The organism is Enterobacter sp. LM3, assembly GCF_046622475.1.
In the GTDB taxonomy this organism is placed as follows: Bacteria; Pseudomonadota; Gammaproteobacteria; order Enterobacterales; family Enterobacteriaceae; genus Enterobacter; species Enterobacter cloacae_P.
Genome location: NZ_JBJURN010000010.1, coordinates 85,904 through 100,742 on the forward strand (window position 1 = coordinate 85,904; position 14,839 = coordinate 100,742).

10 protein-coding genes are annotated in these 14,839 nt (G+C 50.8%); 6 read left to right on the forward strand and 4 right to left on the reverse strand.

Features of this window, described 5'->3' with window-relative positions; translation table 11 throughout:
- Entirely contained in the window at positions 1-996 is a 996-nt protein-coding gene (locus tag ACJ9N4_RS12855) for a hypothetical protein (protein ID WP_305181170.1), read from the forward strand.
- 451 nt (positions 997-1,447) lie between these two features.
- Here the strand turns inward: ACJ9N4_RS12855 and ACJ9N4_RS12860 are convergent, their stop codons facing one another.
- Both ACJ9N4_RS12860 and msrA read right to left on the reverse strand, forming a co-directional pair.
- Positions 1,448-2,293: a DUF2806 domain-containing protein gene (locus tag ACJ9N4_RS12860; RefSeq protein WP_411500533.1), complete on the reverse strand. Its 846-nt coding sequence runs from the start codon at positions 2,291-2,293 to the stop codon at positions 1,448-1,450.
- 618 nt (positions 2,294-2,911) lie between these two features.
- Positions 2,912-3,553, reverse strand: coding sequence for a peptide-methionine (S)-S-oxide reductase MsrA (msrA, locus tag ACJ9N4_RS12865; RefSeq protein ID WP_182273521.1), 642 nt, complete (start codon positions 3,551-3,553; stop codon positions 2,912-2,914).
- Between the two features lie 224 nt (positions 3,554-3,777).
- Here msrA and tamA point away from each other — a divergent pair, with 224 nt between their 5' ends.
- From tamA to ACJ9N4_RS12880, 3 genes are read left to right on the forward strand one after another with little or no spacing between them, the layout of a single operon-like run.
- Positions 3,778-5,511: an autotransporter assembly complex protein TamA gene (gene tamA, locus ACJ9N4_RS12870; RefSeq protein ID WP_182273522.1), complete on the forward strand. Its 1,734-nt coding sequence runs from the start codon at positions 3,778-3,780 to the stop codon at positions 5,509-5,511.
- Complete coding sequence (gene tamB / locus ACJ9N4_RS12875; RefSeq protein ID WP_182919300.1) at positions 5,508-9,284, forward strand: autotransporter assembly complex protein TamB; 3,777 nt, start codon at positions 5,508-5,510, stop codon at positions 9,282-9,284. The genes tamA and tamB overlap by 4 nt, the downstream gene beginning before the upstream one ends.
- 2 nt (positions 9,285-9,286) lie before the next feature.
- Positions 9,287-9,631, forward strand: a complete 345-nt coding sequence (locus tag ACJ9N4_RS12880) for a gamma-glutamylcyclotransferase (RefSeq protein ID WP_182273524.1) — start codon at positions 9,287-9,289, stop codon at positions 9,629-9,631.
- A 58-nt stretch (positions 9,632-9,689) separates the two neighbouring features.
- Here the strand turns inward: ACJ9N4_RS12880 and ACJ9N4_RS12885 are convergent, their stop codons facing one another.
- Together ACJ9N4_RS12885 and ppa are read right to left on the reverse strand one after the other, a co-directional pair.
- Positions 9,690-11,273: a methyl-accepting chemotaxis protein gene (locus ACJ9N4_RS12885; protein WP_182273525.1), complete on the reverse strand. Its 1,584-nt coding sequence runs from the start codon at positions 11,271-11,273 to the stop codon at positions 9,690-9,692.
- A gap of 214 nt (positions 11,274-11,487) precedes the next feature.
- Positions 11,488-12,018 (reverse strand): inorganic diphosphatase, encoded by a 531-nt coding sequence (gene ppa, locus ACJ9N4_RS12890; RefSeq protein WP_010427397.1) that lies wholly within the window; start codon positions 12,016-12,018, stop codon positions 11,488-11,490.
- A gap of 309 nt (positions 12,019-12,327) precedes the next feature.
- Between ppa and ytfQ the strand changes: the two genes are divergently transcribed.
- Together ytfQ and ytfR are read left to right on the forward strand one after the other, a co-directional pair.
- Positions 12,328-13,284 carry a galactofuranose ABC transporter substrate-binding protein YtfQ gene (gene ytfQ / locus ACJ9N4_RS12895; protein ID WP_182273526.1) on the forward strand — a complete coding sequence of 319 codons (957 nt, stop codon included), beginning with the start codon at positions 12,328-12,330 and terminating at the stop codon, positions 13,282-13,284.
- 52 nt (positions 13,285-13,336) lie between these two features.
- Positions 13,337-14,839 (forward strand): galactofuranose ABC transporter, ATP-binding protein YtfR, encoded by a 1,503-nt coding sequence (gene ytfR, locus ACJ9N4_RS12900; RefSeq protein ID WP_182919301.1) that lies wholly within the window; start codon positions 13,337-13,339, stop codon positions 14,837-14,839.

Genomic DNA, 14,839 nt, shown 5'->3' on the forward strand with positions numbered 1-14,839 from the left:
ATGCCAAGTGCCCATTGTGTTTGCCCTGAATTTATTGCTAATCATATTTCTGATCCTTTGGTTTTTAATAATGTGTTTCTTGGTGTTTTGTTACAATCAGATGATCAAATCATAACTGATTCTAAAGGAATTTTGTCTTATGAATATAGTAAAGCTGTTGAAAATGATTCTAATGCCTTCTCTTTATATAAAGTTTGGCAAAGCCAATTAGATGCACGTACCGATGGGAAGTTGTTAAAAACTGAAACTGAAGTGACTTCTTCCTTCGAGGAAATAATATTCGATGTTGTGCAAAAAGCAGCGACAACGTTTGATAAACATATCATAACCTCTAATAATGAACGCTATCGTCCATTCATATCTGAACTCACCCGACAAAGAATTTCTCTTTATAACTTGCAAAACTTGACTCCTTCAAACATACATAAAGCTTTGAGTAAAAAAATATCATTTGAAGAACTTTCTCATGATATTGGATGGATACTTCACAGATTAGCAAGAACAAAAAGTAAAGGTACAACTGAAGATGACTTTAATGATCATCTACGTAATTTGTTATTATTCAAGCATTACGAAGTTAAAGATCAAACAAGAGAGGGAGTATCATCTGCTGGAAATAGTGCTGGAGAATTAGATTTAGTAATAGAAGAAAAGGGTTTTCTGTTTACTATCATTGAGGCTATGATTTTAGAGAGTGTCGACTCTTCGTATATAAGAACGCACTATAAGAAATTGTTGAATAATTATAATCCTTTAGGGGTTGATAAGAACTTTTTGATAACTTACTACACAGGCTCTCGATTTGAAGAATGGTGGCGAAGATATTTTAACTTCATTCGTGACATAAGTACGGATGTTTTTGAACTGTCAGGTGATATATCTTTGACTGATACTGTAGAGGAGGCAACATTGTATTCTTCTTTGAAAAAATTAACTCAGCATTTTGAAATTAATGGTAGGCATACCTGTTGCGTGCATTATGCGGTTAAATTTTGACATGTATTGAAATTATTGATGCTATTCTCTTGTGTAGAGAATAGCATTATCCCTGTAAATGAAAGTTTATTATTTTTATGATGGGTAATTGTTTTGAAATTAATTGTGGTTTGTTTTAAATAAGACAAGAGACAAGCAATAATAGCTACAAATTGAGATTATTTAATTTAGTGCCTAAATGCAAATCTCCATTATCATATACATAAACTTGATCTCTTCTTTACTTTCTTCTAAGGTTTAAGCTTCAATAACCACCATCAAACCCGCACCAACACTGACATTCTGACCCAGTAAAGTGGATTCAAAATGGCTGTTTAACAGTTTCAAGGGTTCTTTAATTAATAAAATAGGCCAGCGAAATTTCGCTGGCCTATTTTTATCTTCTGTTTTTAGTTGTGAAAACATAAAGTAAAGTGTTTTATTCAAGATGAGAAAATATTTCTTGATTATTTTATAGTATTGTTAAGTTTAGTTGGCTACCTTTTTTATTAAAATGGTTAAACACCTTGTTAAAATATTCCATGTCTGGAGTTGAACCGCATATTTTCATTAATTCAGAGCCAATCGGTGTCAGTAAGGCTGTTCCTGTGTTCATTGTCCATTCATTTTTACTCTCATTATTAAACTCAACGCTAACAGGAATTCCATAATAGGATATTCTACCTTTCTTTCCATTAAAGGTGAGATTGTATCCAAGGCCTTGTTGAATTACACCTAAAGAATCTAAGGTCGATAATTGTATGAAGGATATCTCATCCGTATCACCGTTATCATCCAATAAAAGGATTGGTGTTAAGATACTTGCTTGCCAAACAAATCTACCAAAGTAAGTTATTAAATTTGCTTCGTCTTTATTTAATGTAGACAATAACTTTATCGTTCTTTTACTAAAAGAGCCTTCTGATTTAGCTTCTTCAGAAAGTATCCTCGCCCAAAGTGTTTGCATTTCTTTATCATTAATATCTTCACATTCTTTAAAAAATGCATTAATCCAGTCTTCATTAATATCGCTAATGTTATCATTTTCATTGAGATTCATGGCAGCTTGGATTGATATGCTTTCAATATTTTCTTGACGTTTCGACTCTTTTTTTAAAAACCTCTCAACAGCTCTTTTTTCGATACCCTCAAGCTCCAATTTAGAAATGAGTTGTGTGCGATTAGCATCGGCCTCAGCCTTAGCAAGCTTTCTTATTTTTGTTGGTTCGTACAACACACCAATTGCATCACTGATTTTTTCAATTAACTTTGCTCCAGGTTTAGATAATCCAGAGAGACTAAGATCTATAAGACTCATATATCCTCTTTATAAAAGTACTTATGGCAGCAGTTATAGTGGCGTTATATAGTTTATTCTATTCATTTGTTTTGTTAAAGGGATGTTCGATTAGAAATCTGAACAATTAAGAGGGAAATAAAATTAGCACCCTGGATTAAAATTATCAAAAATATCCATCCAAACAATTAACTTGTTGAAATGAATCATTATTTTCAGCTTAAACTATGTGAGATTGCTTAAGAGAATTTAAAATTTCGCAGATTGAGCCTGTTATAAGTGTTTAATGGAAAATCATTATCATATACATAAACTTGATCTCTTCTGTACTTTCTTCTAAGGTCCAAGCTTCATTAACCACCATCAAACCCGCACCAACACTGACATACTACCCCAGTAAAGTGGATTCAAAATGGCTGTTTAACATAGTTTATCCGGCTTCTCGCCAGATCCTCGGAAGGGAAGTTAGTCACGTTTGTGTGAAAACACTATTGAACACCAGCTCGTAGCGTTGAGCTGATTATTTCAGCGGGTAGTATAGCGTAAAGGTATGTAAACCCGCCAGAGGTCACGTTTTTGGCTAAAAAATGGTGATTTTCAGACCAGGTAACCTCCGTCGCTGCCCGGTCTGAGCGATCCTTATGCAAGTTGTGGTGGCAGGCACACGCCGATACCACCAATGCCACAGTAGCCATACGGGTTTTTATGCAGGTACTGCTGGTGGTCGTCTTCGGCATAGTAGAACGGTTTCGCAGCGGTAATTTCCGTCGTGACCTGACGATCGTCACCGGCGGTGTGCATTGCGCTCTGGAAGCGCTCCAGGCTGGCGCGCGCCGCCGTTTCCTGCTCTGGCGTGAGCGGGTAAATCGCAGAGCGATACTGGGTGCCGTGATCATTACCCTGACGCATACCCTGCGCCGGGTCGTGATTTTCCCAGAAGACCTGCAGCAGTTGCTCGTAGCCTGTCACGGCTGGGTCATACACCACGCGCACCGCTTCGGCATGACCGGTTTCGCCGGAGCACACTTCACGGTAGGTTGGGTTTGGCGTGTAGCCTCCGGTGTAGCCCGCAGCGGTGCTGTAAACGCCGGGTAGCTGCCAGTAGAGACGTTCGACGCCCCAGAAGCAGCCCATCGCAAACAGGGCGATTTCCATTCCTTCCGGGACATTTGTCATGGAATGACCGTTTACAGCATGCAAGGTCGCCACAGGCATTGGGGTATTCCGTCCCGGTAATGCATCGGCCTGAGAAACAAGATGCTTTTTGTCGAATAAACTCACGGTGGGGCCTCCGGGTAGCGATGTTTCGGTTAAGGTTGTCACGAAGCGTTTAATTGAACACAATAAATACGCTAAATGAGTCTAGATTTAATCATAAGAAATATTTGGGTATTACACCCTTTTTCAACCCATGAATTGGGTTTTGGGCTGATAAGCCGTAGAGGACCGCGGAGCGGCACTTCATTTGCTTCCAGGGGTGGAAACAAGGATATTCAGGAGAAAACGTGCCAAAGATCCGCCAGTTATGTTTAGTCAGTTTATTACTGACAAGCGGAGTCGCCAGCGCGGCGAATGTTCGTTTGCAGGTTGAGGGGTTATCCGGAGCGCTGGAAAAAAACGTGCGTGCACAGCTGTCGACGATCCAGAGTGACGAAGTGACGCCGGACCGGCGTTTTCGTGCGCGCGTGGATGATGCGATCCGCGAAGGGCTGAAGGCTCTGGGGTATTACGAACCCACCATTGATTTTGATCTTCGCCCGCCGCCAAAGAAGGGGCGACAGGTTTTGATTGCCCGCGTCTCGCCGGGCGAACCGGTACTGATTGGCGGTACTGATGTTGTGTTACGCGGTGGCGCACGTACAGACCGGGATTACCTGGAATTGCTCAGCACGCGGCCTAAAATCGGTACCGTGCTTAATCACGGTGACTACGACGATTTCAAAAAAGAGCTGACGAGCGTGTCGCTGCGTAAGGGCTACTTCGACAGCCAGTTCAACAAAAGCCAGCTGGGTATTGCGCTGGACAGACACCAGGCCTTCTGGGATATCGACTACGACAGCGGTGAACGCTATCGCTTTGGTGACGTGACGTTCGAAGGCTCGCAAATTCGTGATGAATACCTGCAAAACCTGATCCCCTTCAGGAAGGGGGACTACTACCAGTCAAAAGACCTGGCAGAACTAAACCGTCGTCTGTCGGCAACCGGGTGGTTTAACTCCGTTGTTGTCGCGCCAGAGTTTGATAAATCACGTAAAACGAAAGTGTTGCCGCTGCACGGCGTGGTTTCGCCGCGCACAGAGAACACCGTTGAGACAGGGCTCGGTTATTCGACTGACGTCGGTCCGCGCGTGAAGGCGACGTGGAAAAAACCGTGGATGAACTCCTGGGGCCATAGCCTGACCACCAGTGCCAGTATCTCCGCACCGGAACAACAGCTCGATTTCAGCTACAAAATGCCGTTGCTGAAAAATCCGCTGGAGCAATATTACCTCGTTCAGGGCGGCTTTAAGCGTACCGACCTGAACGATACCCGGGCGGATTCCACCACGCTCGCCGTTTCGCGTTACTGGGATCTTTCCAGCGGCTGGCAGCGCGCTATCAACCTGCGCTGGAGCCTTGACCACTTTACCCAGGCTAACGTTACCAACACGACCATGCTGCTGTATCCGGGCGTGATGATCAGCCGCACCCGTTCACGCGGCGGCCTGATGCCCACCTGGGGCGACTCCCAGCGTTATTCTGTTGATTACTCCAGTACGATGTGGGGTTCTGACGTCGACTTCGCGGTCGTGCAGGCGCAAAACGTCTGGATCCGCACGCTGTACGATAAACACCGCTTCGTGGTACGCGGGAACCTCGGCTGGATTGAAACCGGGGACTTCGACAAAGTTCCGCCCGATCTGCGTTTCTTCGCCGGTGGCGACCGCAGTATTCGCGGCTACAAGTACAAATCCATTTCGCCAGAAAACGATAAAGGTCAGCTGACCGGGGCATCAAAGCTGGCGACCGGCTCGCTGGAATATCAGTACAACGTCAGCGGGAAATGGTGGGGCGCGATGTTTGTCGATGGTGGTGAGGCGGTGAACGACATCCGTACAAACGATTTTAAAACCGGCGCAGGCGTTGGCGTGCGCTGGCAGTCTCCCGTTGGGCCAATCAAGCTCGACTTCGCCGTTCCGGTGGGAGACAAAAAGGAACACGGTTTACAGTTTTACATCGGTCTGGGGCCTGAATTATGAGTTTATGGAAGAAGATAAGCCTCGGGGTGTTGATTTTTATCGTGCTGCTGCTCGGCACGGTGGCGTTTCTGGTCGGTACGACAACCGGCCTGCATCTGGTGTTTAACGCGGCAAACCGCTGGGTTCCGGGGCTGGAAATTGGCCAGGTGACAGGCGGCTGGCGCGATCTGCGTCTGAAGAATGTTCGTTATGCGCAACCAGGCGTAGCGGTCAACGCGGGGGAATTCCACCTGGCGGTCAAGCTGGGCTGCCTGCGGGACAGCAAGCTGTGTGTGAACGATCTGTCGCTAAAAGATGTGAATGTGGCGATTGATTCGAAAAAAATGCCGAAATCAGCACCGGTTGAAGAAGAGGACAGCGGCCCACTGAACCTCTCCACGCCGTACCCGATTGCGCTCTATCGCGTGGCGCTGGATAACGTCAATATCAACATAGACGACACCACCGTGTCGGTGATGGATTTCACCTCCGGCCTGCGCTGGGAGGAGAAGAACCTGACTCTGACGCCAACCTCCCTGCAGGGGCTATTGATTGCGCTGCCGAAAGTGGCGCAGGTGACTCAGGAGAAGATCGTCGAGCCGAAGATCCAGAACCCGCAGCCGGAAGAAAAACCGCTGGGTGAAACGCTGAAAGATCTCTTCTCGAAACCTGTTTTACCGGAGATGACGGATGTTCATCTGCCGCTGAACCTCAATATCGAAGAGTTTAAGGGTGAGCAGCTGCGTCTGACCGGTGATACCGATCTGACGGTCTATAACCTGCTGCTTAAAGTCAGCAGCATTGACGGCAATATGAAGCTCGACGCGCTGGATGTTGATACCAGCCAGGGCTCCGTCAATGCGTCTGGTCATGCGCTACTGCGCGATAACTGGCCGGTGGATATCACGCTGAACAGTGCGCTCAACATCGACCCGTTGAAGGGCGAGAAAGTGAAGGTAAAAGTCGGCGGTGCGCTGCGCGACAAACTGGATGTTGGCGTGAACCTCTCCGGCCCGGTAGATATGGTCTTGCGGGCGCAGGCACAGCTGGCGGAAGCCGGGTTGCCTCTCAATCTCGATATTGTCAGCCAGCAGCTTTACTGGCCATTCACCGGCGAAAAACAGTTCCAGGCCAACGACCTGAAGCTGAAGCTGAGTGGCAAGATGACCGGTTACACGCTGTCGTTCCGCACGGCAGTGAAGGGGCAGGGCGTGCCGCCAGCGACTATCACGCTGGATGCAAAGGGTAACGAACAGCAGGTTAATCTCGACAAACTGACCGTTGCGGCGCTGGAAGGGAAAACGGAACTGACCGCTTTACTCGACTGGCAGCAGGCGATCAGCTGGCACGGCGAGCTGAAGCTGACGGGCATCAACACGGGGAAAGAGGTACCGGACTGGCCGTCTAAACTTGATGGCCTGATCAAAACGCGCGGCAGCCTGTACGGTGGCTCGTGGCAGATGGATGTGCCGGAAATTAAGCTCACCGGTAACGTGAAGCAGAACAAGGTTAACGTGGAAGGTTCGCTGAAGGGCAACAGCTACCTGCAGTGGGTGATCCCGGGCTTGCATGTGGCTCTGGGGCGTAACACGGCGGATATCAAAGGCGAGCTGGGGGTGAAGGATCTCAATCTGGATGCCACCATCGATGCACCGAATCTGGATAACGCCCTGCCAGGGCTTGGCGGCACGGCGAAGGGGTTAGTGAAGGTGCGTGGCACGGTAGATGCGCCGCAGCTGCTGGCAGATATCACGGCCAGTAATCTGCGCTGGCAGGAACTGTCTGTTGCCCGTGTGCGCGTGGAAGGGGATGTGAAGTCTACCGATCAGATCGGCGGCAACCTGAACCTGCGCGTAGAGCGCATTGCCCAGCCGGATGTGAATATCAATCTGGTGACGCTTGAGGCGAAAGGTAACGAGAAGCAGCATGACCTCCAGCTGCGCGTGCAGGGCGAACCCGTTTCCGGGCAACTCCATCTGGCGGGCAGTTTTGACCGTAAGGAAGAACGCTGGAAAGGGACGCTGGATAACACCCGCTTTAATACCCCTGTCGGGCCACTGGCGCTGTCGCGTGCCATTGCGCTGGACTATCGTAACGCTGAGCAGAAAATCAGCATCGGGCCACATTGCTGGACCAACCCGAACGCTGAGCTGTGCGTGCCGCAAACCATCGATGCCGGTGCGGAGGGGCGTGCGCAGATCAACCTCAATCGTTTCGACCTGGCGATGCTGAAGCCGTTTATGCCGGAAACCACGCAGGCCAGCGGTGTCTTCAGCGGTAAAGCTGACGTGGTCTGGGACACCACCAAAGAGGGGCTGCCGCAGGGTAGCGTTACGCTCTCTGGCCGTAACGTGAAGGTGACACAGGAGGTAAACAGCGCACCGTTGCCGGTGGCGTTCGATACCCTCAACCTGAGTGCCGATCTGCATAACAACCGCGCAGAGCTGGGATGGCTTATCCGCCTGACCAACAACGGTCAGTTTGACGGGCAGGTGCAGATTACCGATCCGCAAGGGCGACGCAATCTGGGCGGTAACGTCAATATCCGCAATTTCAACCTGGCGATGGTGAACCCGATTTTCTCTCGCGGAGAAAAAGCGGCGGGGATGCTCAGTGCAAACCTGCGTCTGGCAGGTAATGCGCAAAGCCCGCAGCTGTTTGGTCAGATGCAGCTAAACGGCGTGGATATTGACGGTAACTTTATGCCGTTTGATATGCAGCCAAGCCAGATAGCGATGAACTTCAACGGCATGCGCTCGACTATCGCCGGTGTGGTGCGAACGCAGCAGGGGCAAATCAACCTGAGCGGTGATGCAGACTGGAGCCAGCTCGATAACTGGCGCGCTCGCATTGCAGCAAAAGGCAGTAAGGTGCGGATCACCGTACCGCCAATGGTGCGCCTGGACGTGTCGCCGGATATTGTCTTTGAAGCAACACCGAGCCTCTTCACACTGGATGGACGCGTGGACGTGCCGTGGGCGCGAATTGTGGTTCACGACGTGCCGGAAAGCGCAGTGGGTGTCTCAAGCGATGAAGTTATGCTCAATGATAATCTGAAACCTGTCGAACAGAAGAGCGCTGGCATACCGATCAATAGTAATCTTATCGTGCACGTGGGGAATAACGTGCGTTTGGATGCGTTTGGGCTGAAGGCGAAACTGACTGGCGATCTGAACGTCGCGCAGGATAAGCAGGGATTAGGTCTTAACGGGCAAATCAATATTCCTGAAGGGCGTTTCCATGCCTACGGTCAGGATTTGATTGTGCGTAAAGGTATACTGCTGTTCTCCGGACCACCGGATCAACCGCTGCTGAATATCGAAGCGATTCGTAATCCTGAGGCCACGGAAAACGACGTGATTGCTGGCGTGCGCGTCACCGGTTCTGCCGATGAACCGAAAGCCGAGATTTTCTCTGACCCGGCAATGTCGCAACAGGAAGCCCTCTCTTACCTGCTGCGTGGGCAGGGTCTGGATAGCGGTCAAAACGACAGTGCGGCGATGACGTCAATGTTAGTGGGGCTGGGGGTTGCACAAAGTGGTCAGGTTGTGGGTAAAATCGGTGAGACGTTCGGCGTAAGTAATCTGGCGCTGGACACCCAGGGCGTGGGTGACTCCTCGCAGGTGGTGGTCAGCGGCTATGTACTGCCGGGTCTGCAGGTAAAATACGGTGTGGGGATCTTTGACTCACTGGCAACACTCACGTTACGCTATCGCCTGATGCCTAAGCTATATCTGGAAGCAGTGTCCGGCGTAGACCAGGCACTTGATCTGCTCTATCAGTTTGAGTTTTAGCAATGCGAATATTTGTTTACGGCAGTTTACGAACCAAGCAAGGCAACAGTCACTGGATGACCAACGCCCAGTTGTTGGGAAATTACAATATCGAGAACTACCAGTTGTACAGTCTGGGCCACTATCCAGGCGCGGTTCCGGGGGACGGAACGGTACAGGGTGAGGTTTATCGTATTGATAATGCCACGCTTGCCGAACTTGATGCCTTGCGCACCAGGGGCGGTGAATACGCACGCCAGTTGATCCAGACGCCATATGGAAGTGCATGGATGTACGTCTATCAGCGTCCGGTCGAAGGGTTAACGCGGATTGAAAGCGGTAACTGGTTAGACAGAGACCAGTACTGAAAAACGACAACGCCACCGTAAGGTGGCGTTGTTTTTTCAGTGCAAGAGCTTATCAGCGTTAAACCGCTTCCTGGCGTAGCTTAAATATTTGTACCGTATCCAGCAGCTGTTCCGCCTGACGATGCATCGCCTGTGCTGCCGCAGAAGATTCCTGCGACAAGGTGGCGTTTTGCTGTGTAGCCGCATCCATATGGGTCACTGCCACATTCACCTGATCAATTCCGGTGCTCTGTTCATGGCTGGCATGTGAAATCGCCTCAATCAGTTCACTCACCTTACTGACGCTGTGCAGAATATCTGCCATCGCTGCACCGGCCTGTTTCACCTGCCCATTCCCCTCGTCAATACGGTTCACGGAACGGTCGATAAGAACGCGAATATCTTTGGCGGCGGCGGCTGAACGCTGTGCCAGCGCACGAACCTCCGCAGCAACTACCGCAAAGCCACGCCCCTCAGCGCCTGCACGCGCGGCTTCAACGGCTGCGTTTAGCGCCAGGATATTGGTCTGGAAGGCAATACTGTCGATCATACCGATAATCGTATTGATTTCACTGGAGAAATTGTGGATTTCACTCATGGTTTGTACTGCGCGTTCAACCGCCTCTTCACCCTGGCTGGCAACCTGACGGGCACTTCTGGCAAGATCGCTGGCGGTACGCGAGTTTTCGGCGTTACTTTTCACCACCGATGTGAGCTCCTCCATTGATGCGGCAGTTTGTTCCAGCGCACTGGCCTGTGCTTCGTTACGGGATGAAAGCTCGTGACTACCGCTGGCGATCTGCGCCGACGCGGTGGCGATGGTTTCGGTGCCGTTACGTACGCCAGAGACGATACGCGTGAGGTTGTCATTCATCTCCTGAAGGGCACGCATCAGCTCAGCCGTTTCATCACGCCCGTCAACGGTAAAGCTGGACTGTAAGTCCCCGGCGGCGACGGTACGGGCAATGATGACAGCTTGTGCCAGTGGGCGGGTGATGCTCCGGATCAGCCACCAGGTGACGAGCAGTCCGGCGGCAAGTGTGAGGGCCATTGTCAGCATTAACATCCATTTCGTTTGCTGGTATTGCTCCTGATTACGGGCGATAGTTTGCTGGTGGAGCGCCTGAGCATGTTGCAGCGTACGCGCCACGACATTGTCGATCATTTTAGTGGGTTCACGATCGATCCCCGTAACCTGTTGATCCACACGCTGGGCGCTGGTGGCATCACCCACCTGATAAGTGGCCAGTGCCGCCAGGTATTTCTGTTCAAGACCGGCGTGAATGTCGCGTGTTTCCAGCACTTGCTGGTTATCCATGCCAATCTCTGGCAGTAATTCGCTCAGGCGTGTCAGCAGTGCCTGAGTGTTCTGGCTTTCTGCAATAAAGGCCTGTTTGTATTTATCGAATGCCTCTTGCCCCTGAGCACCGCGAATCAGCGTGTTCTTCCACTCCTGAACCTGAATTTTGAATTGCACCTGGGCATTACGGGCGGTGTCGATACTGCGGGTGATGGTCTGTTCCATCGTCATAATCTGCTCGTTCTGCGCCCGGCTGTCGCTATTGATCAGCAGGCCACGCAGGCCAATCAAGAGGGTCGCAAGCAGCAGAAGCGACGCCAGAAGCCCCAGACGTTGTCCAATTGTGAGTGTGTTGAGTTTCATGATTTCCCGTTAAGTGAAAAAGCGATCGCGGTCACGCAGGGGAGGTATCGACCTGTAGAAGGCGGACTTTAAGGGGGCAAAGCGGAGGTAAGGCAGGTAAAAAGCGCTATCTAATTAATATCGTGAGCGAAAATCTCTTTGTGACATTTTTGTGACAATTTGCAACGGATACAAAAAAGCCCCGACATGCGGGGCTTACTATCAGCGGTAAGAATTACTTCTTAGCTGCACGCTCGAAGGACGCGATGATTTCTGCTTTCGCAGCTTCAGCGTTGTCCCAGCCGTCAACTTTAACCCACTTGCCTTTTTCGAGGTCTTTGTAGTGCTCGAAGAAGTGAGTGATCTGTGCTTTCAGCAGTTCTGGCAGGTCGTTCACATCTTTGATGTGATCGTACTCTTTGCTCAGTTTGGTGTGCGGAACCGCAACCAGTTTTGCATCTTCACCGGATTCGTCGGTCATTTTCAGCACGCCAACTGGACGGCAGCGAATGACGGAGCCTGGCTCCAGTGGGTATGGTGTTGGGACCAGCACGTCAACCGGGTCACCGTCCAGAGACAGGGTGTGGTTGATGTAGCCGTAGTTGCATGGATAGAACATTGCGGTAGACATGAAACGGTCTACAAACAGCGCGCCGCTCTCTTTGTCCACTTCGTATTTGATAGGATCTGCGTTAGCCGGGATTTCGATAACAACGTAGATGTCTTCAGGCAGTTCTTTACCCGCAGGGACGTTGAGTAAGCTCATGTCTGTGTCCTTTAAAATGGATGGTAAACAAGTGGCAGGTATTATAGCCAACTGGCGCTGAATGTCTCCGCCTGTTTTCGTCTTCTCTCCTCGTTCTTCCCACTTTTCAGAGCAATTTCATAGCAGGAAAGTCCATAATCACAGCTGCATTTTTCATGGCAAAATGAAAACGATTACAAACTTGTTATTAACGCTTTATTCACTTTTCTGAAGTGTGATGTAACGCAATCCGTTACATCTCGTATTGTCTATAGTTTTTCCGCAGAACACCTTTTAACCAACAATAAACCCCCCTACGAGGACGTTCATATGTGGAAGCGCTTACTTCTTGTCACAGCAGTTTCGGCAGCCATGTCGTCTATGGCGATGGCCGCACCTTTAACCGTAGGATTTTCGCAGGTCGGGTCTGAATCCGGCTGGCGTGCGGCTGAAACCAACGTTGCGAAAAGCGAGGCCCAGAAACGCGGCATCACGCTGAAGATTGCCGATGGTCAGCAAAAACAGGAAAACCAGATTAAAGCCGTGCGTTCCTTCATCGCTCAGGGGGTGGATGCCATCTTCATTGCGCCGGTGGTGGCCACAGGCTGGGAGCCGGTACTGAAGGAAGCCAAAGACGCTGAGATCCCGGTTTTCCTGCTCGATCGTTCCATTGATGTAAAAGACAAATCTCTCTATATGACCACCGTCACCGCCAACAACATTCTTGAGGGGCAATTAATTGGAGACTGGCTGGTGAAACAGGTGGGTGGCAAACCGTGTAACGTGGTTGAGCTGCAGGGTACGGTGGGCGCGAGCGTGGCTATCGACCGTAAGAAAGGGTTTGCAGAAGCCATCGCTAAAGCGCCGAACATCAAGATTATCCGCTCTCAGTCCGGCGACTTTACCCGCAGCAAGGGTAAAGAGGTTATGGAAAGCTTTATCAAGGCTGAAAACAACGGCAAGAACATCTGCATGGTTTACGCCCATAACGATGACATGGTGATCGGTGCTATTCAGGCCATTAAAGAAGCGGGCCTGAAGCCGGGTAAAGATATCCTCACCGGCTCTATCGATGGCGTGCCGGATATCTACAAAGCGATGATGGACGGTGAAGCGAATGCCAGCGTTGAGCTGACGCCAGACATGGCCGGCCCGGCATTTGATGCGCTGGAGAAATTCAAGAAAGACGGCACGTTGCCTGAGAAGCTGACCATCACTAAATCCACACTCTACCTGCCAGATACTGCCAAAGAAGAGTTAGAGAAGAAGAAAAATATGGGCTACTAATGCCCGTTCCCCTCTCCCCTATGGGGAGAGGGCCAGGGTGAGGGGGATAACCATGACCACTGAACAACACCAGGAAATCCTCCGCACAGAAGGATTAAGCAAATTTTTCCCTGGCGTAAAGGCGCTGGATAACGTCGATTTTAGCCTGCGACGTGGCGAGATCATGGCGCTGCTGGGTGAGAACGGTGCGGGAAAATCAACGCTGATTAAAGCCCTGACCGGCGTTTATCACGCCGATCGTGGTTCCATCTGGCTGGAAGGCAACGCGATTTCGCCAAAAAATACCGCCCATGCCCAGCAGCTGGGAATTGGGACGGTGTACCAGGAAGTGAACCTGCTGCCGAATATGTCGGTGGCGGATAACCTGTTTATTGGCCGTGAGCCACGGCGCTTTGGCCTGTTACGGCGTAAAGAGATGGAAGCGCGGGCAACGAAACTGATGGCGTCTTACGGTTTCTCCCTCGACGTCCGCGAGCCGTTAAACCGCTTTTCCGTGGCGATGCAGCAGATCGTCGCCATTTGCCGTGCCATCGATCTCTCTGCGAAAGTGCTGATCCTCGACGAACCGACCGCCAGCCTCGATACCCAGGAAGTGGAGATGCTCTTTACTCTGATGCGCCAGCTGCGCAATCAGGGGGTGAGCCTGATCTTCGTCACCCACTTCCTCGATCAGGTGTATGAAGTGAGCGATCGGATTACGGTGCTGCGCAACGGCAGTTTTGTCGGCTGTCGCGAAACCCGTGAGCTACCGCAGATTGAGCTGGTTAAAATGATGCTGGGCCGTGAGCTGGATACCAATGCGCTCCAGCGTGCAGGCCGCACGTTGTTGAGCGATAAACCGGTCGCTGCTTTCAGCGATTACGGCAAAAAAGGGACGATCTCGCCGTTTAATCTGGAGGTGCGCCCCGGCGAGATTGTCGGCCTGGCAGGCCTGCTCGGATCAGGCCGTACCGAAACCGCCGAAGTGATCTTCGGGATCAAACCTGCCGACAGCGGCAGCGCGTTGATCAAAGGCAAACCGCAAACGCTGCGATCGCCACATCAGGCTTCATGTCTGGGGGTCGGGTTCTGCCCGGAAGACAGGAAAACGGACGGCATTATTGCCGCGGCCTCCGTGCGGGAAAATATCATTCTTGCTCTGCAGGCGCAGCGTGGCTGGTTACGACCGATTCCGCGTAAAGAACAAAATGCGATTGCCGAACGCTTTATCCGCCAGCTGGGGATCCGCACCCCGAGCGCGGAACAACCCATTGAGTTTCTCTCCGGCGGTAACCAACAGAAGGTACTGCTTTCACGCTGGTTGCTGACTAAACCCCAGTTCCTGATCCTCGACGAACCGACGCGCGGTATTGACGTCGGGGCGCATGCCGAAATTATCCGGCTTATCGAAACGCTCTGTGCCGACGGGCTGGCGCTGCTGGTGATCTCGTCCGAACTGGAGGAGCTGGTGGGGTATGCCGATCGCGTGATTATCATGCGCGATCGCAAGCAGGTGGCAGAGATCCCGCTGGATAAACTGTCCGTTCCGGCAATCATGAATGCCATCGCGGCATAA

Bases quoted from the DNA above. Each gene is read 5' to 3' on its own strand.
- ACJ9N4_RS12855 (WP_305181170.1), top strand. From the start codon at position 1: ATGCCAAGTGCCCATTGTGTTTGCCCTGAATTTATTGCTAATCATATT.
- ACJ9N4_RS12860 (WP_411500533.1), bottom strand. From the start codon at position 2,293: ATGAGTCTTATAGATCTTAGTCTCTCTGGATTATCTAAACCTGGAGCA.
- tamB (WP_182919300.1), top strand. From the start codon at position 5,508: ATGAGTTTATGGAAGAAGATAAGCCTCGGGGTGTTGATTTTTATCGTG.
- ACJ9N4_RS12880 (WP_182273524.1), top strand. From the start codon at position 9,287: ATGCGAATATTTGTTTACGGCAGTTTACGAACCAAGCAAGGCAACAGT.
- ACJ9N4_RS12885 (WP_182273525.1), bottom strand. From the start codon at position 11,273: ATGAAACTCAACACACTCACAATTGGACAACGTCTGGGGCTTCTGGCG.
- ppa (WP_010427397.1), bottom strand. From the start codon at position 12,018: ATGAGCTTACTCAACGTCCCTGCGGGTAAAGAACTGCCTGAAGACATC.
- ytfQ (WP_182273526.1), top strand. From the start codon at position 12,328: ATGTGGAAGCGCTTACTTCTTGTCACAGCAGTTTCGGCAGCCATGTCG.
- ytfR (WP_182919301.1), top strand. From the start codon at position 13,337: ATGACCACTGAACAACACCAGGAAATCCTCCGCACAGAAGGATTAAGC.